The 17,237-nt window shown below is 46.8% G+C and carries 16 protein-coding genes; 8 read left to right on the top strand and 8 right to left on the bottom strand.

All coding sequences use genetic code 11. The features are described 5' to 3' along the window. Positions 1-5 precede the first annotated feature (5 nt). The 4 genes from AC59JT_RS17745 to AC59JT_RS17730 are packed head-to-tail and all read right to left on the bottom strand — an operon-like array spanning position 6 to position 3,470. Entirely contained in the window at positions 6-944 is a 939-nt protein-coding gene (locus AC59JT_RS17745; protein ID WP_497401487.1) for a DUF5777 family beta-barrel protein, read from the bottom strand. Positions 945-971: 27 nt separating this feature from the next. Further along, entirely contained in the window at positions 972-1,514 is a 543-nt protein-coding gene (locus tag AC59JT_RS17740; RefSeq protein WP_497401483.1) for a YceI family protein, read from the bottom strand. Between the two features lies 1 nt (position 1,515). Then, positions 1,516-2,838: a hypothetical protein gene (locus tag AC59JT_RS17735; protein ID WP_497401481.1), complete on the bottom strand. Its 1,323-nt coding sequence runs from the start codon at positions 2,836-2,838 to the stop codon at positions 1,516-1,518. Further along, positions 2,835-3,470, bottom strand: coding sequence for an RNA polymerase sigma factor (locus AC59JT_RS17730; RefSeq protein WP_497401479.1), 636 nt, complete (start codon positions 3,468-3,470; stop codon positions 2,835-2,837). Before AC59JT_RS17730 ends, AC59JT_RS17735 begins: the two co-directional genes overlap by 4 nt. Before the next feature lie 218 nt (positions 3,471-3,688). On the opposite strand from AC59JT_RS17730, the gene AC59JT_RS17725 reads away from it, so the two are divergent. The 8 genes from AC59JT_RS17725 to AC59JT_RS17690 all read left to right on the top strand — a co-directional run bounded on the left by AC59JT_RS17725 (position 3,689) and on the right by AC59JT_RS17690 (position 13,146). Then, entirely contained in the window at positions 3,689-4,495 is an 807-nt protein-coding gene (locus tag AC59JT_RS17725; RefSeq protein WP_497401477.1) for a glycosyltransferase family 2 protein, read from the top strand. Beyond that, complete coding sequence (locus AC59JT_RS17720) at positions 4,495-5,901, top strand: oligosaccharide flippase family protein (protein ID WP_497401475.1); 1,407 nt, start codon at positions 4,495-4,497, stop codon at positions 5,899-5,901. Before AC59JT_RS17725 ends, AC59JT_RS17720 begins: the two co-directional genes overlap by 1 nt. Positions 5,902-5,988: 87 nt before the next feature. Further along, positions 5,989-7,635, top strand: coding sequence for a hypothetical protein (locus tag AC59JT_RS17715; RefSeq protein WP_497401473.1), 1,647 nt, complete (start codon positions 5,989-5,991; stop codon positions 7,633-7,635). Then, entirely contained in the window at positions 7,622-8,584 is a 963-nt protein-coding gene (locus tag AC59JT_RS17710; RefSeq protein ID WP_497401471.1) for a glycosyltransferase family 2 protein, read from the top strand. Before AC59JT_RS17715 ends, AC59JT_RS17710 begins: the two co-directional genes overlap by 14 nt. Beyond that, positions 8,584-9,729 (top strand): glycosyltransferase family 4 protein, encoded by a 1,146-nt coding sequence (locus AC59JT_RS17705; protein ID WP_497401469.1) that lies wholly within the window; start codon positions 8,584-8,586, stop codon positions 9,727-9,729. The genes AC59JT_RS17710 and AC59JT_RS17705 overlap by 1 nt, the downstream gene beginning before the upstream one ends. Next, positions 9,726-10,859 carry a DUF1972 domain-containing protein gene (locus tag AC59JT_RS17700; RefSeq protein ID WP_497401467.1) on the top strand — a complete coding sequence of 378 codons (1,134 nt, stop codon included), beginning with the start codon at positions 9,726-9,728 and terminating at the stop codon, positions 10,857-10,859. The genes AC59JT_RS17705 and AC59JT_RS17700 overlap by 4 nt, the downstream gene beginning before the upstream one ends. Continuing rightward, positions 10,828-12,075 carry an O-antigen ligase family protein gene (locus tag AC59JT_RS17695; protein ID WP_497401465.1) on the top strand — a complete coding sequence of 416 codons (1,248 nt, stop codon included), beginning with the start codon at positions 10,828-10,830 and terminating at the stop codon, positions 12,073-12,075. The genes AC59JT_RS17700 and AC59JT_RS17695 overlap by 32 nt, the downstream gene beginning before the upstream one ends. A gap of 21 nt (positions 12,076-12,096) precedes the next feature. Further along, the gene (locus AC59JT_RS17690) at positions 12,097-13,146 is read left to right on the top strand and encodes a nucleotidyltransferase domain-containing protein (RefSeq protein WP_497401463.1); all 1,050 of its coding nucleotides are present in this window, start codon (positions 12,097-12,099) and stop codon (positions 13,144-13,146) included. A 7-nt stretch (positions 13,147-13,153) separates the two neighbouring features. Here AC59JT_RS17690 and AC59JT_RS17685 read toward each other — a convergent pair whose 3' ends face one another. From AC59JT_RS17685 to AC59JT_RS17670, 4 genes are read right to left on the bottom strand one after another with little or no spacing between them, the layout of a single operon-like run. Continuing rightward, positions 13,154-13,975: a class I SAM-dependent methyltransferase gene (locus tag AC59JT_RS17685; RefSeq protein WP_497401461.1), complete on the bottom strand. Its 822-nt coding sequence runs from the start codon at positions 13,973-13,975 to the stop codon at positions 13,154-13,156. Then, on the bottom strand, positions 13,972-15,438 hold the full coding sequence (locus AC59JT_RS17680) for a B12-binding domain-containing radical SAM protein (RefSeq protein ID WP_497401459.1): 1,467 nt from the start codon (positions 15,436-15,438) through the stop codon (positions 13,972-13,974). The genes AC59JT_RS17685 and AC59JT_RS17680 overlap by 4 nt, the downstream gene beginning before the upstream one ends. A 3-nt stretch (positions 15,439-15,441) precedes the next feature. Continuing rightward, positions 15,442-16,491, bottom strand: a complete 1,050-nt coding sequence (locus AC59JT_RS17675) for a radical SAM protein (RefSeq protein ID WP_497401457.1) — start codon at positions 16,489-16,491, stop codon at positions 15,442-15,444. Further along, positions 16,492-17,226, bottom strand: coding sequence for a class I SAM-dependent methyltransferase (locus tag AC59JT_RS17670; RefSeq protein ID WP_497401455.1), 735 nt, complete (start codon positions 17,224-17,226; stop codon positions 16,492-16,494). Positions 17,227-17,237: the final 11 nt, after the last annotated feature.

The following is a 17,237-nucleotide window of genomic DNA, read 5'->3' as shown; positions in this document are numbered from 1 at the left end:
AAGTATTAGTAGTTAGCTGTTTTATTAGATTTTTTGTGACCGGATAGGTCGAACATCCTGGATATGGTAAAGCCTAAACGGAACTGCCCGTCGCCCCAGTTTGATTGGGTAGCGCTTAAGTAATTGGTTTGTGTAATGGCTTTAGCGTTGGTAAAGTTGATGGTGAACACGTGGCCGCCGGTTTCCATCTCGATACCTACACCAAGCGGATCATAAAATTTGTTGGCGCCGGTAGCGTTATCGCGATAATTAGAGAATGGGTGCGCGTAATCAACTACGATACCCATACGCTTGGTAACTTTTAAACGGGCAGCCGCGCCAAGGGCGAAAAAGCTATTCTCATTACCCGGGACAAATGGCAGCGTAGTATTATCCTGCACAATAGTTGGCGTAATTTGCAGCGAGAATGCGTCTGAAAATTTGCGGGCGATGATAGCCTGGCCCACATAGGCAAACCTGTCTGAGTATTTACTGAACGAGCCGTCGTTTTTATACGGCTTTAAACCGCCTTTGCCCAAAAGGGTTATGGCCAGCGGCGAGCTGCCATCAGCACTTTGATGCAGGATATTGTATTTCAAACCGAGGTCTATCTGCTGCTGAAATTTGCTGCGCCCGAAATCAATATCCAGGTTATCGGTTAAACCATACTCAAATCCAATATAAATATCGCTCGAGTTATCAAGTCCGTAAAAAGTTGCGCCACCACCTTGTGTGCCGCCAATATCGCCAAAGCGGTGTATCACCAAAAAATTTAAGTTGCCTTTTTTAACGGTCTCGGCAGTTTCGGATATTACCAGTCGGCTGGCGTGAAAAGTGGCTACGTGTGCCGTAGGCATTTTCTCGTCGGCGTTCATGGCTTTCAGCAATGAATCGGCCGAGTTGGTTTGAGCCTTCAGGCCGAGGCTAGCCAACGTAAAGGCTATTAGTGCAATGTGTGTTTTCATGTTTGTGAGCTGTAGGGTTATTATTTTTTATGGCACCTTGGTGTAAGTGGCCGATACATTCATTTTTATACTTTCGGCAATGTTGTGGAACACGATCTTGGGGATCTCAATTTTGTGATCTACACATTTCACCATAAACTCTGATGTCAGCGTAAGCGTACCATTGTTTACCGTGATGGTGCCGTTAATAGTGCGGTTTTGTTTAACGCCGTGTATGTCCAGTTCACCGGTGGCGGTAACGGGGTAACTGCCGTTTTTGGTGGCGTCAACCTGTCCGCTTACTTTCCCTTTAAAATTGGCGCGGGGGTATTTATCGCTTTCCAGGTACTCCGAGTTAAAATGCGACTGCATGAGCGACTTTTTAAACTGGAACGTTGGTATACTCACACTGAAAGCGATATCGCCCGTGGTAACGTTATACACCGATGTACCGGCGTTTGATGTGGCTGCTATATCCTCCAGCGGAGCTGAAGAAAACAAACTTATTTTGGCATTTTTTGAGGCGTAGATGTCCTGCCCCGCCTGGAAGATGCTCATCCAGGCAAGTAAAATAATTGCTATGTTTTTCATGTTATTTCGGTTTGGAGAGTGTATTTATATTCCAATTCAACCCTACGGCAACACCCAGGCTCTGCAGTTTTACCTGGCTGTAGCCAATACTTGACAGCGGTACTTTAAAATATGGCTGCACACTAACGCCTATTTTTGAATTTAGCTGGCGCTGATAGGTAGCCTGAAGATTAATGACACTAAACAGGTAACGGCCCGGGCTTTTTACGTCGTAATTAGCTGGCGCTTTTACCGATGCATCTGCATAAGTATACTGGTAGCTTTCATGCGTCATGATGTATGATGACAGGCCGCTGCCGATGCTGATCTTATTATTGCGTTTATTATATAACTGATAATCGATATTAAGCGGGATATCCAGCATACGGCAATCAACCGCTATGTTTTGCGGCACAGCCGGCGTGTTGCCATATTTACTTGAGCTGGCATAGCTGTAGTATGCACCGCCATTGGCCGAATATGGTTTTACCGAATACATGGCACCTGTGGTAATGGTCAGCTTATTGATACCTACCGAGAACAACAGACCCAGGTTGCTGCCCCTGTTGCTTTGGCTAACCGCGTTGGTGCCATTTAATTCAGAAGCGGCTATCACGCTAAGCGCCAATTGTGGTTTAAAGCCCGAGGTTGATGCAATAACTTTTGCAGGTTTATTGCTGCCGGTTTTTTCATCATCTGCCCATTTGTTACTGATGGCTTCGGGGTTATTGCTGATGGTTTTGGCTATTACCGGGCTGGCCAAAGTACGTGCCGCTATAACCGGCGCATCCGGCAATGTTATTTTAATTTCCGGAGCGCTGGCTTGCGGTAAAGCTAAGCCATTACCCGGCGTGCTTAAATTGGCTACGTTAGTTATCACAGGTTCGGCAACAGTATTTGTGCTTTGTGCTGTGGCCTGCTCAAATGGTTTTGGCTGCGCGTTTGGCGTGTATACACGTTTTACGGTAGCTAACCCATCGGTACTCGCAACCGGCTGCTCAGCCTGGGTTGATGGGGTAATGGTGTTTGTATTTTCGGTCCCGGCAGTAGTGTTTTCTGATGATTGTTTTTTTGATTGCGGCTCAATAACCTTTGTTACCTGTGCCTGGTTACCGGCATCATCAGTTGTTGCCGGACTAAACATCCACCAGCCAAAGGCTATAAGCAACACGGCAGCCACGCCACTTAATACGGGCAATAAATAAACAATCCGATTGGGCTTTTTGCCCCTGTCCAACATCTCCTCAAGGGCATCCCAATCACGGTTGTCAAACCCTACCTCATCGATAGGATCTTCCAAGCCACGCTTGAAAATATCATCAATATTTTTATGCTCCTTTTTCATTCTCGTATTCCATTGTTAAAGTACACCGGTTTAATTGCTGTGCTGCCATTTATGGCCACAACGGGTGTAAAATCTGTTCCTCTGCTATAATTACTTTTAGTTTCAGCATCTAATATCATCTGCTTCAGTTTCAATCGCGCCTTAAACAGGTTTGATTTTGAAGTGCCTACATTAATGTTAAGCATGCCTGCGATCTCTTCGTGCGAGTAGCCATCTATCGCAAATAGGTTAAACACCGTTCGGTAAGCCTGCGGCAGTTTTTGCACCATGGCCAGCAGATCATTATAATTTAAATTATTGTCGGCCATGTTTACGTCGCCTATATGCTCGGCGGCTTCCAGATCGTCGGCATAAGCCATTTTTAAATTTGCCCGGTAATGATCAATTGATGTGTTCATCATGATCCGGCCCAGCCAGGCTTTAAAGGGCCTGTCGGCATCAAAGCTGTCTATTTTGGTAAATACCTTAAAAAAACCCTGGTTCATCACCTCGGCGGCTTCGTCACGGTCGCCGGTGTAGCGCAAACAGATAGCCATAGAGAAGCCGTAGAACGCTTTATAAAGCATTTTCTGGCTTTTCCGGTCCTGTTTAACACAGCCGCTTATCAGTTGATGTAACTCTTCTTCGCCCATACGGGTTAATTCTCGGGTTATTTAATTATGCCATTTATCACCATCACGTTAAAATAAATATAATGGTTGCCTGCCCAATTAAATTTAATTTAAAATATTGAAAATCAGCCCGATTAATTTTCATCAAAAAAGCATCCCAAATAAATCGGCCCTATCAGGCAACCAATACCGCTTTAACATCGTGATAACTATACAATTCACCTATTTTATAATTGCGCATGGTACCTGTATCTGTCATCATCATCACCAAAAACGAAGCTGCAATAATTGCCGAATGCATAACTGCCGCCCGGCTGATAACGGATGATATTATTGTAATTGATAACGACAGTACAGATGATACCCCCAAAATTGCCCGCCGGCACGGCTGCCGCGTTTACGAAAAAAACTGGGACGGCTACGGCAACAATAAAAACAAAGGCATTGAGTTGGCTAAATACAACTGGATACTAAGTATTGATGCCGATGAAATTGCCGACCTGGAGCTGGCCCTATCCATGCACAGCCTGCAGTTTAACAACCCTAACGTAGTTTATGATATCCGTTTTCGCTCGTATTTTGGTAACAAACCGGTACGCTATGGCACCTGGGGGCGAGATCATCATATCCGACTGTTTAACCGTACCCGTGTAAAATGGGCCGCCCAATTGGTACACGAAACGCTGGCCCTATCGCCCGAAATTGAAACTCGGCGCCTGGATGGTTTTCTGCACCACTACTCGGTAAAAGACAAACGCGAGTGCCAGAACAAGGCCATATACTACGCTCGCCTAAGCGCCGAAGAATACCTGCGTGCCGGTAAAAAAGCATCTGTTTGGGGTATGTACCTGTCGCCGGCTTTTAGCTTGTTTAAAAGCTATGTACTGCTGCTAGGCTTTTTAGACGGCCGCGAGGGCTGGGACATAGCCCGCAGCACCTATAAAAACAAATGGCTGAAATACCATTACCTGCAACGCATGCAAAATAACCTGCAAAAAGTGCAGATTCCCGTTAAACCCAACCTGGCTGTCGAGCTGTCAAGCTGATGAAGAGCCGGCAATTAAAAAACCTATCGGCCAATGCGCTGCAACTGGTGCTTAACCAGGTTTTCGGGCTGGTTATTTTTTATATCCTGTCTACCGGCCTAAGCAAAACTATTTTCGGCGAATTGAACCTGGTGCTGGCCATACTGCTGTCTGTGTTTAACATTCTTTCGCTGGGGATAGACCAGCTTATCGTGAAACAAATCGCTGCGGATGATGACCGGCATTCGGCATTATCCCTTTACATTTTACACGTATTGCTCACTGGCTTGTTGTTTTATGGGTTGTTGGCGCTGGGTGTGTTATTTGTTCATGACAACGTTTATCAGCTATTACTATTGGTTGGCTTCGGCAAACTGGCCATTTACCTTTCTACCCCATTTAAACAGGCTGCCAGCGGCATGGAACAGTTTAATTTGCTGGCGCGACTATCGCTTATATCTAACGCGGTACGTTGCATTTTCCTGGTGGTTTTTATGCTGATAGGGACGTTGAGCCTTGAAATGATCATCACCGTTTTTGTTGGTGGGGATGTGCTGGAGCTTTTAGTGGGATGGTATTTATTCAAACGTTCTGCCATTATACCTATCAAACTACAATGGCGAACCGCGGCTTACAAAAGCCTGTTAAAAAGCGCGCTGCCGCAAGCTGGTGTGGTGGTTATCACATCCGTACTATCCCGCTTTGATTGGATCTTTATCGGCTTCTTCCTCTCGGCCGTAAAACTGGCCGAATACAGTTTCGCCTACAAAATATTTGAAATGAGCACGCTGCCGCTGCTGGCTATCGCCCCGCTGCTCATTCCACGTTTTACCAAAATGGTGAAGCAAAACGCGGTTAACGGCGGCAGCTTGAAATTTCTATTACGAATGGAATTAATCATAGCCGCATTGATAGCACTACTGCTTAACCTATGCTGGCAACCTGTTATTGATTGGCTTACGGCGGGTAAATACGGCGAGGTGAATGTGAACACCATTTTTATCCTCTCGCTATGCATGCCCCTGCTCTATCTCAACAACTTTTTGTGGACCATATACTTTGCACAGGGCCAGTTAAAAATGATCCTGTATTCGTTCATTCTAACGCTTATTGTAAACGTGGCGGGCAACCTGATGCTCATCCCTATTTACCAAAATGAAGGTGCGGCGCTGGCATTTTTATTAGGTACACTAAGCCAGGCTATTTTCTACCTCAGCCACAATCAAATTGCCGAATTAAAAAGCAGTTGGCAATCGCTCATTATCTCAACCGCCTGCGCATTAGCAGCAGGTTTCGGGGCTAAACTTTTAGTTCCGGATAGTTGGTTAGCTATTCCCTGCGCCGTAGTTTTTTATGGCACGCTGCTGCTGCTAACCCGCCAGGTAAACCTTGCCGACAAAAGCAGTTTAAAAGCCATTTTAAGTTAAAGGCAGGCAACCCACGGGGCATACAGGTCGTAATCTTCATAGTAAAAACAGCTAAACGGATTGTAATGCCGCGGCCCCTTGCTTAACATGGATAAACTAATACCTAATTTCAATTTAAAAAACCTGAAAACTACCATTGATTGGGAGTTGCTGCTGTTTTTGGTGCTGTTTTTAAATGTGAAACTGGGCGTAAAAATTGTGACGCTGGTGTTTATTTATCTGCTGCGCTTTAACTTTAAATTCGGGTTTAATTGGAAAGATTCGCGTTTACCACTTTTCTATTTACTGGCTTTAGCCTTACCTTTTGTGGGCCTGGCGGCGAACCTTGGCCACATCAATTTTAACTACCTGTTGGTATTTTTCACCGGGCTTGGCTTTTGGGTGTTGTGCCTGTTGGCGATCCATCAAATTAAACTGGCGGTGGAGCGTAACACGGTCGGGGTATTGCATCGCACACTCTTTGTTTTCCTGTTGCTAAACGTGCTGATATCGTTCAGTAATATCGCCTTCATCATCATCCAAACCCACGAGCTTAACCCCTACACCTACCAGGGGGAATACCAGAAATACTTCATCGGTACGGGCGATTACATCAAGGGGCTCAGCTTCGATACCTCCACCACCAACGCCATCATCAATGCCTTTGGGGTGATCTATTTCCTGGTTCGGAAGAACGCCATCATGGTGCTGCTTTGCATGGCCACCCTGTTGCTTACCGGCAGCAATTTTACTAACCTGGTGCTGATGCTGATACTGGCTCTGCTGTTTATTTTTAACAGCGATCGCCTGCAAAAAAGTTTGATGGTAGTTTGCGTGGCTTTCCTGGTGGTGTTCATGGCTAAAATATCGCCGCAAAATGATAAGTATGTTAACGAAACTTTCAACACCGTTCTAGGCAGACCACAACCCAAAAAAGCCGACGAAAAGAAAACACCCATAACCGAAATTGCTGACAGCCTGCTTAACACAGATGAGCGCCGTGAGAAGGTAGCACAGCTTTATATTGACAGTATTAACCGCGTGCTGTCAGGGCAACTGCCGGTAGCCAAAGTTAAACCTGCCGACCCGGAACTGGTTACCGACAATGGCCGCCTGCTGTTGCCCAAAGCCAACATCCACTCGGCCCCGTACCAAAGCTTAAAAACCACACCCGAGGCGCAGAAGCCGCTGGTTACTTTTATCAATACCCATAAAAAGGAATTACCAATATCTGGTCAGCAAAAATATAACACCAATTTGCCGGGCAAGGCCGTTGGCTTTAAACAAACCTTCGCTTTTTTGAAGCAGCACCCTGCCAAATTTTTAACCGGCGATGGCATGGGCAACTTCTCCTCCAAGCTGGCTTTCAGAGCCACGGGACTAGGCATGAGTGGCGGCTATCCGGCCAGGTATACGTATATCAATCCCGACTTTGAGGTGAATCACCTGGATCTGTATCTCAACTATTTCAGCAAGCGCTCGGGCTATCACTCTATCACCAATACGCCCTTTTCGGTGTATGATCAGTTACTGGCGGAGTACGGTTTGCCGGGGCTTTTGGCTTTGCTGATACTTTACCTCGGCTTTTTCGCAAAGCGATATAAAGCACTTACTTATGGCCTGCCCATCTTACTGCTAACCACGACCATTTTGTTTGTGGATTACTGGTTCGAGCAGCTTTCGGTACTTATCGTTTTCGAACTGTTTTTGTACCTCAACCTCAAAGAAAATCAACCCGCCCATGCAACAGCCTGATCCAAAAATTACGGTTTTAATGCCGGCGTATAACGCGGGTAAATACATTGCCGAAGCGATAGCATCTGTGCTGGGGCAATCATTCACCGATTTTGAATTGCTCATCGTTAATGATGGCTCAACGGATGATACATTGACTGTGATAAACGGTTTTGATGATGAACGCATCTGTGTTATCTCGCAGCCTAACAAAGGTATAGCCGCGGCCTTAAACGTGGGCCTGGCCAATGCCCGTGCGGCCTACATTGCCCGTTTTGATGCCGACGATGTTTGCTATCCCGACAGGCTGCAGATACAATATAATTTTATGACAGCCTACCCCGCCTATAGTATTATGGGTAGCGCGGTAGATTATATGGATGTTAACGGGCAGCACATTTTTACCCACCAGCCGCTGGGCCATTTAAACGCCGAGATACAGCAACTGCAATACACGGTGTGCCCATTCATTCACTCTAGTGTGTTTTATAAAAAGGATGTGATACTAAAAAACGGCGGCTACAACGAGCATGCCTACACTTTTGAGGACCACTTTTTATGGGTGAATATTTTGAAGAACGAAAAAGCCTGTAACATGGCCCAACCGCTCATCAAAGTGCGGCTCAACCCCGAATCAATAACTATCGACGAAAAGTGGCGCACCCGCAAATTCAGGGATATTAAATATTCATCCCTCAAAAAACGCCAAATAAGCGCCGAAGAGGGCGCCGAACTGCACCGCATTGGCGCGGAGCAGTATCTGCCTAAAATAAAGGAGGGGTCGTACTATGCCCTGTGCGCTAAAAAGTTTTTGCTGCAAAATCATCAGCCTGCCAAAGCCCGCAACTATGTGACTAAAGCGATTGGCGCACACCCCTTGCGTTTGGATAATTATGTGCTTTACCTGTTGAGTTTTTTCCCGGGCCGAATGCTGTCTGCCTTGCATAATTTAACCCCAAGCCACTTGTAATGGACAGCCGCAAACCCATCAAACTATTTGTTGACGCGCACGCGTTTGATACCGAATACCAGGGTACGCAAACTTTTATACGTGAGCTTTACGCCGGTTTGCTCGCCAATCATCCCGATGTTGACATCTATTGGGGCGCTCATCATACCGAGCGGATTCAAACCGCTTTCCCAACAGTAAAACCACAAAACCTGTTGCCGTATAAAAAGCGTGGCGGAGGTTTGAGCCGTTTTTTGTTTGACATTCCGAAGCATCTGCGGCAGCATGATTTTGATTTCGCGCACTTTCAATACCTGGCACCTTTACAACAAAAGGATTGCCGCTACATAGTAACCCTGCACGATGTGCTGTACGATACTTTCCCCCGTGATTTTTCATGGCGATACCGGGTGAGCCGGAACTTTTTGTTTGGTCGCAGTATTAAAAACGCGGCTATTAAAACCACGGTTTCACTTTATTCGCAGCAGAGCATCGCGCAGCTACACAGCATCCCCGCAGGGCAAATTCATGTTATCCCCAACGGGGTAAATACTAAACTGGCGCAGCATTTTAAGAACCGCGAAGAAGCGGCGGCGCATGTGCAGAGCAACTTCGGCATCAGCAATTTTGTGTTGTATGTGAGCCGGGTGGAACCGCGTAAAAACCATGCTTTGCTGTTGGAAAAATGGCTGAAGCTAAAACTATACGAGCAAAATATAGCGCTGGTATTTATTGGTGTGGAATCGGTATCCGTACAGTATTTGCAGCAACTCATTGTGGGGCTTACACAAGCACAGCGTAGACTATTTTTTTGGCTGCAAGATATTGGCGAAGCCGATCTTTCCGCGTTTTATACCGCCTGTCGTTTGTTTGTGTACCCTTCAAAAGCCGAAGGTTTTGGCATACCGCCCTTAGAAGCCGCTATATGCGGTGCGCCCGTATTGTGCTCATCGGCCACGGCTATGGGCAGCTTTGATTTTTTTGAGCCTTATACTTTTAAACCGGCAAACGAGGCCGAGTTTGAGGATAAGCTGAATAGCATGATCCAACATCCGCCGCAGGCTGATTTTACCGCATGCGTGGCGGATGTGGTAACGCAAAACTACCAGTGGCAGCACAGCAGCGCGATGTTTTATAACCTTTTAAAAACCCATCAACCGGCATGAAATTACGCATAGCCATATTAGGCACCCGGGGCATACCCAACCACTACGGCGGCTTTGAACATATATCCGAATATGTATCGGCAGGCCTGGCTTCGCGCGGGCATGAGGTAACGGTTTATAATTCGCACAACCATCCTTATACAGCCAACACCTGGAACGGGGTAAACATTGTGCATTGTTATGACCCCGAATACCTGATGGGTGCTGCCGGTCAGTTTGTGTACGATTTGAATTGTATCCGCGACGCGCGTACCCGACACTTTGATGTGATACTGGTGATGGGGTATACCAGTAGCTCTATCTGGGGGCGACTGTATCCTAAAGACAGCGCCATCATCACCAACATGGACGGACTGGAATGGCGACGCTCCAAATACAGCAAACCGGTTCAAAAATTTTTAAAATATGCCGAAAAGCTGGCCATTAAATACAGCGAATACTACGTGTCGGATTCGGCGGTGATCAAGGCTTACTTATCGCGCAAGTACAATGTAGATAGCCGGTATATCCCCTATGGTGCCGACCTGATATCAGAAGTGGAGCGTGAGCAGATCAGCGAAGCGGAAGCCAGAAAAGAAGACTACTTTTTGCTGATGGCCCGCATGGAGCCCGAGAATAATATTGAAACTATACTGGAAGGTTTTAACAGCAGCAATTCTACCAAAACTTTCCGGGTGTTGGGTAATACCAATAATCGCTTCGGCAAATACATCACCCACAAATTTCAAAACGACCCGCGTATTGATTTTAACGGGGCCATTTTTGATACCGCGCAGGTGCGTCAATTGCAAAACAATTCGTACCTGTATTTTCACGGGCACAGCGTGGGCGGCACCAACCCATCATTACTGGAAGCTATGGCCAGCGAGGCACTTATTGCCGCGCACAATAACCCTTTTAACCAGGCCGTGCTACACGACGACGCCTACTACTTTTTAAACGCCGAAGAGGTGCGCCAACTGATAGAAACCGTTAAGCGCCGCGAACCCGAGCAAGCCATGGTAAATAATAACGTGCACAAAATAAAGCACTTGTTTAACTGGGATACCGTGGTTGATAAATACGAAGAATTTGCCATTGAATGTTACCTGCATTACCATGATCAAAAAATTATTCCCCACAACGGATAGCCCTGCCAATTTGCTGAGCTATTACCATTTGCTGTTGCTGATGGTGAGCCTGCCGTTTGATATGTTTTACAGCCATTTAATATTGATAAGTTTTACTTTACATACACTGATAAACTTAAAGCGGGAAAGTTTGAAGGGAATGTTTAGTGTAAAGATACTGGCGTTGCAATCGGTATTCTTTGTATCACTGCTAAGTACTATTTACACCGTTAACAAGGGAGAGGCTTATAGTGAACTAGGACGAATGGTGCCGGTGCTGTTGCTGCCCATTGTATTTAAACTGAACAGCCTCGACCTGCGCAAATACCGCGATGGACTGATGCTTGGTTTCTCCATCATCTGCGCCCTAACCGTACTGTATCTATACATAGATGCTTACCGCACGCTTCGCCATTACAGCATGCCTTTAAAAGCTATTTTCTCGGCCACATTTACCAACCACAATTTTTCGGAACCTATTGCCATGCACGCCACCTTCTTTTCGCTGCAAGTGTCATTGGCTTTGGTCTTTATGTTCAAGGAATTGATAAGCACAACATCCAATTGCCTGCGCCTGTTTTTTGCAGGCTGTGCATTGGTGCTACTGGCCGGGGTAGTGCAGTTGTCGTCAAAATCGGTAGGGGCAGTTATTTTGGTGATGGTGAATTTGGCGATACCATTTTTGTTATTCAATGGCCGGCGCCGATATCGTTTTATGGCGGCTACCTCGGCGGTATCCGTGCTGCTGATCGGCAGCGTTTTTACCATGAGCAGCCTTAAAATCCGCTACGTCACCGATTTGCAAACCGACTTGAGCCATACCTCGCCCGATAAAATTATCGACTCCCGCCTTGACCGCTGGAGCGTGGCCGTCAAGCTGATAGCCGGGGCCCCAGTCGCCGGCCATGGTGCCGGTTCGGAAGTGGGTTTACTACACGAAGGATTCTTTGCGGGGAAGTATTATAATTCCTTCATCAATAAACTAAACGCGCATAGCCAGTATCTGAGCTTTTGCATTAAGTCGGGGATTATTGGCTTGCTGGTGTATTTGACTACGCTGGCCTTTGGCTTTAAGCAGGCTGTCGCGAATAAGGATGTTTTGTTTGTATGTTTTATGCTGCTGGTGGCCGCTGTGTCGTTTTCAGAGAACTTATTGGATGTGGATAAGGGCGTGATATTTTATGCTTTTTTCTTTTCATTCTTTATGCTGGCCGCAGATAAAAGACAATACTCCTAATTTGTGTAAAACACTTGTTACATGCGCAAAAACGATACATTTTCTCCATCGGCAAGGCAACCTGTAAAGGGGCATCGCCGTCATCATTATATAGAACAAAAAATGTATAACTCAAGGGCCATATCAGCAGCCGTTAACAGCAAAAAACTCGTGGCAGAGATCAAGGAGAACATATTGGCTACGCTTGCTTATTTTGATATGTTTCAATATCCGCTAAGCAGCAGCGAGATCTTTCTTTTCCTGCGCAGCAAGTATGAGCAGGACGATTTTGACTGGGCCCTGCAGTCGCTGGTTGATAGCCAGACCATTTTTCGTTTTGCCGGATACTACTCGCTTAAAAACAACTATGCCCTTATAGCACGCCGCACCGAAGGCAACCGCAAAGCTGCCGAACTGATCAAAATTGCGGGCAAGGTAAGTGATATATTAATTCGTTTTCCTTATGTGCGTGGCATAGCCATATCTGGCTCCCTGTCTAAAAACTATGCAGATGATAATTCAGATATCGACCTGTTCATCATCACCGCTAAAAACCGTTTATGGATAGCCCGCACGCTGATGCATGGCTTTAAAAAGTTAACCTATCTGCTTAACAAGCAGGACTACTTTTGCATGAACTATTACATTGACGAGGCGCAACTGGAGATCGTAGAAAAAAACCTGTATACCGCTATTGAAGTAGTTACGCTGATCCCCCTACACGGCGATACCACCATAGAACGTTTCTATGCCAACAACACCTGGACACGCGAGCATCTGCCTAATAAAATTATGCGAGTATCCTCGGCCAAACCCTTGCGTACTTCAATATTTAACCGCCTGTTCGAGCGGGTATTTAATAACCCGGTGGGCGATGCAATAGACAATATGTTGATGCGCATTACCGCCAGCCGCTGGAACAAAAAGACCTTGCTCAAAAAACTGAACGCCAACGGCAACATCATGAGCATGGCGGCTGGCAAGCACTTCGCCAAACCCGATCCTAAAAACTTCCAGAGCCATTTACTGCACCAGTACCAAACCAAGCTGACGCGGATCATCGAGCACACGCATCACCTGATGGTGCACTAAAAGAAGCTTATTTTTTCTGTAAGGAAATGATGTAATAATCGCCCCAATACTTCCAGGGCGCGCGGGTTTTTAAACGCTCTTCCCACTTTTGCAGGCGACGATAAAAGCGCGGATATTTTTCGCCGAAACCCTCTATGTAAGATGGCGGCACAATAGTGCAAAGCCCTTCTAGCGAAAGCACATCAAAGGAGCCGTTCAGCGTATCCACAATATAAGCCGGATCATAATACCAGCAGGTAAAATGCGTGCCCTCCATATGCGCCTTCACCCCATTTTTGCTGAACCAACGGCGGGTAGCGGTTTTGAATTTTCCTTTGAAGATGAGTAATGATTCCCACAAACAAAATTGGGGTAAAACCACTAAAGTAATTACGCCTTTCTCATTCAACAAAGATGCGAATGACAACAAAACTTTATCCAGCTCTCCCGTACAATTCAGCCCCGCGAAGTTGGAGAAAATGTGATCATAAGGTCCGCGGGCTTTCAACTGATCCAATTGGGTGAACGAGCAAAGTTCGGTGCTGATGAGGTGCTGCAGGCCCTGCTTTTCCGCTTTAGCGCGTAGTTGTTGTTGCATGCCTTCGGCGATGTCTGTAGCGTGAACCTGATGGCCGAGACTTGCAAAAAAAGTGGCATCCTCGCCGGTACCGCTGTTCAGCTCCAGGATGGATGCGTTGGGTTTTAAATATTGCAGCACATGCGCGCGAACGCGCCTGCGCTTATAATCCACAATAGCATTATCCGCATAAATAGCATCAAACACCGGTGCCTGTGCCGAGAATGCCTGCGCGGCAAACTGCTCATTAATATGTTGCGCGGTGCTGCTCATCCTGCTTTTTCCAGTTGCTGTAGCTTGAGGCGTTCTACGTAGGTGGCGGGCATGTAGTACAATACCGACAGGGCCTTACGCACACTTTGCGCCCCCACGCCAAAAGGGTTATTTACAATTTTGGCCAGGCTATTTTTGGCCAGGTGCATGTGGTAGTTTTTATGCACGTATTTATGCAGCTGTTTATAGTACGACGGCGGAAAAGTGTTGCTAAACATCAGCGCCATTTCGTCGGAATCTGTCCAGTTGGTTTTCTTTTTCAGGTCGGCTTTTACACGATCGTAAAATACGGTGCCAGGGAGCGGGTAGGATACGGAGATGCCGATCTCGAATGGCAACAGGTGATTGATCATGGCGATGGTAAGCGCTATGTCGGCCTTATCCTCGCCCGGGTAACCAAACTGGATGAAGAACGATGGTTTAATACCATGCGTTTTCATGGCATTGGTCGCCGCATCGATCTGCGCCAGCGTGATACCTTTATCCATTGCATCCAATATTTTTTGCGAACCGCTTTCGGCACCTATCCACACATTCTCGCAACCCGAAGCGGCCAGCGCGGCCACGGTATCTTCCTGATCTAGCAGGTCGGCGCGCGATTGTATTTTGTAGCGGATCTTTAATTTTTCCTCTGTCATCAGTCGCGCGAATTCCTGCACCCAGCCGGGTTTCAGTCCGAATATATCATCACAAAACCAGATATGGTCGATGGCGTACCGGTCTTTCAATAACTTGATCTCGCTCACCACATGCTGCGGGCTGCGGGAGTTATAACGGTTACCATAAATAGGCTTGGCGCACCAGTTACATTTAAAGGGGCAGCCGCGTGTGGTACCCATATTGATGGAAAAATAGCCCGCGTTTTTAAGCCAGTAATTACGATAGGTTTCCATATTCACCAAGTCCCAGGCGGGCAGCGGTAAGGCGTCCAAATCTTTCATCACTGGGCGGGCAGATGTTTTGTGAATGCGGTGATCCTGGTCAATAAAAGCGATGCCGGGGATGTTGGTATGGTCGGTATTGCCGTCGTTTAGACGATTCACCAGTTCCAGCAACGTTTGCTCGCCCTCTCCTAAAATGATAAAATCAGCACCTTCGGCCAGGTATTTTTCGTAGCGGTCGGTAGCGTCCGAACTGGCTACGATCACCGTACAACCCCGCGCTTTGGCCAGCTTACACATGGTAAAAGCAGCCTCGCGCATATTGGTGAGGCACATTTTAGTGAGGTAGTTAAAGCCATCGTCATAGATCACGAAAAATTGCGGTTGGCCGTTATCCAGCGCAGGTAAAACTTCCTCGGGCCGACTGCTAAACATGGTGTCGAACAATGCAGCCTCATGCCCGTTATCGCGCAGCAAAGCCGCGGCGTACAGCGTACCAAGCGGCGCATAAGGCAAGCCTATGCTCCATTGCTTTGGGTCAAAGCGCATAAAATACGAATGTGAAAATAGCACCTTACTCATGGCTTATAATCGGGCAAAGGGTGATAAATTGAGGGTGCACACGCATTTGGCGCAGGTGTCATTTTGTCCCATATTCAAATTTTGGCGGAAGGCCATGCCCCGCTCGCCATTTAAAATATCCTCCAGGTTATTCTCATGAATATTGCCTATGCCATCATGAAAAAAGCAGGGGCGTACAACGCCATCGGCCTCAATAACGGTAGAGACCCATGGCGCGTTACACCGTTTATAGGGGAAAGGATTTTTGCCGTAAAACGCGGCGTAGTAATAATAAATATCCAATATTTTCTGCCGCGATTCGGCTATGTAATGTTGGTCAAAATCGCGGTTATTGTTTTTAAAAAGTGCGGTGATCAGTTCCATTAGTTCAGGGAGTTCTTCTTCGTCAATCAATACTTCGTGCTGGCGTGGTTCGGCCCAGGCAGTTTGGCGGTTAAAGGCGTGGCTGCTCACATCGGCTGGTAAAAAGCTGATCTGGTCTATACCCATTTCCCGCGCAGCGGAAATAATAGCCGCCCAATTGCGGAAGTTTAAACGATGGATAACCGTGCGCGCCGTAATAGGATAATCAGGGTTAAGCGCTTTGAGATGCACCACCCCTTCGCGCAATTTTTTAAAGGCGTTGGGTACGTTGCGGATGGCGTCATGCAGCGCCTCGTCGCCATCAATAGATACGATGATGTCATCTACCCATTGTAACAATTGCTCTGCATGGCTTTTGATGGACAGCCCGGTGGTAAGTAAGCTCACCTTCATGCCGGCATTTTTTATCAGTTTGCACAAGGCAAAAAAATTGGGATTCAACAAAGCCTCTCCGCCAGACATTAACACCTGTTTGGTATTTAATTTTTTAAGCGAGATGAGCAGTTGGCTCACATCAGCCTCGTTCAGCTGTTTCAGGTTTTTATTATCCTTCCAAATATCACACATCACACAGCGGCAGTTGCAGGCGCTATGCGGCATCAGTATGGCTACCGGCAGGGCCGATATACGATGCGTTTTTAGCGTGCGGTAGCGCTGATAGGTTTGAACTATAGAAGGCAGCTGTATCATTTATTTGGTGATGACTATCCAGGGAAAGGGCCCCTTTTTTAACAGGCGATTCAACAAGGTATCGGGCCTGAATAATACTTTGTAATTAAAGCCCCAAAACTCGCCTATAGAGTGATGAAAATAATGATCGGCCATTTCGGGGATACCCATATCAGCATAGTATTGGCGGCAGCGTTCATCGGCTTTGCCGGCTTCGTCGGGGGTATAAAACGGGGTATCTATCACATGCACTTCGCCACCCTTTTTTAATCGCGACAACGCCTGAGTCAGCACTGTAATAACCGAAGGGAAATACTGCAGCGAGGCTGCGAAAACAATCACGTCAAACTTCTCGGTAGTAAACGTGGTATCGCTAAAAGCATCGCAAACAAAAGCCAGGTTATCCCGCTTAAAAACGCGACCAGCCTGGTTAATTTCCTGGGCGTTAATATCCAAACCCAGTACCTGCGTGTAAGGCACATCCGCCAGTTTAGCGGCCAGCCAGCCGTTGCCGCAACCTACTTCCAAAATATCCAGGTGACGGTGTTTGCGCTCCAGGCGGTGTATTAAACGGTTGCTCGATTGTCGCCTCACTTCCCACTCGGCCGAGTGTATATCAAAATCGGGCAGTTGTTGCAGCTGCTCGTCGGTATACAATTTTTGCTCGTAGCGCCGCACGGCGGTGTACAAGTCCTCAAACCCTTGTCGCAGGGTTTTGGGCGATTTTTTCGGGGTATCTTTTACAGCTATCACCATGGGCTTATTGT

This window comes from Mucilaginibacter sp. A3364, assembly GCF_059690715.1.
This window is presented reverse-complemented; position numbering and strand designations above follow the sequence as displayed.

Bases quoted from the DNA above. Each gene is read 5' to 3' on its own strand.
- AC59JT_RS17745 (WP_497401487.1), bottom strand. From the start codon at position 944: ATGAAAACACACATTGCACTAATAGCCTTTACGTTGGCTAGCCTCGGC.
- AC59JT_RS17740 (WP_497401483.1), bottom strand. From the start codon at position 1,514: ATGAAAAACATAGCAATTATTTTACTTGCCTGGATGAGCATCTTCCAG.
- AC59JT_RS17735 (WP_497401481.1), bottom strand. From the start codon at position 2,838: ATGAAAAAGGAGCATAAAAATATTGATGATATTTTCAAGCGTGGCTTG.
- AC59JT_RS17730 (WP_497401479.1), bottom strand. From the start codon at position 3,470: ATGGGCGAAGAAGAGTTACATCAACTGATAAGCGGCTGTGTTAAACAG.
- AC59JT_RS17725 (WP_497401477.1), top strand. From the start codon at position 3,689: ATGGTACCTGTATCTGTCATCATCATCACCAAAAACGAAGCTGCAATA.
- AC59JT_RS17720 (WP_497401475.1), top strand. From the start codon at position 4,495: ATGAAGAGCCGGCAATTAAAAAACCTATCGGCCAATGCGCTGCAACTG.
- AC59JT_RS17715 (WP_497401473.1), top strand. From the start codon at position 5,989: ATGGATAAACTAATACCTAATTTCAATTTAAAAAACCTGAAAACTACC.
- AC59JT_RS17710 (WP_497401471.1), top strand. From the start codon at position 7,622: ATGCAACAGCCTGATCCAAAAATTACGGTTTTAATGCCGGCGTATAAC.
- AC59JT_RS17705 (WP_497401469.1), top strand. From the start codon at position 8,584: ATGGACAGCCGCAAACCCATCAAACTATTTGTTGACGCGCACGCGTTT.
- AC59JT_RS17700 (WP_497401467.1), top strand. From the start codon at position 9,726: ATGAAATTACGCATAGCCATATTAGGCACCCGGGGCATACCCAACCAC.
- AC59JT_RS17695 (WP_497401465.1), top strand. From the start codon at position 10,828: ATGATCAAAAAATTATTCCCCACAACGGATAGCCCTGCCAATTTGCTG.
- AC59JT_RS17690 (WP_497401463.1), top strand. From the start codon at position 12,097: ATGCGCAAAAACGATACATTTTCTCCATCGGCAAGGCAACCTGTAAAG.
- AC59JT_RS17685 (WP_497401461.1), bottom strand. From the start codon at position 13,975: ATGAGCAGCACCGCGCAACATATTAATGAGCAGTTTGCCGCGCAGGCA.
- AC59JT_RS17680 (WP_497401459.1), bottom strand. From the start codon at position 15,438: ATGAGTAAGGTGCTATTTTCACATTCGTATTTTATGCGCTTTGACCCA.
- AC59JT_RS17675 (WP_497401457.1), bottom strand. From the start codon at position 16,491: ATGATACAGCTGCCTTCTATAGTTCAAACCTATCAGCGCTACCGCACG.
- AC59JT_RS17670 (WP_497401455.1), bottom strand. From the start codon at position 17,226: ATGGTGATAGCTGTAAAAGATACCCCGAAAAAATCGCCCAAAACCCTG.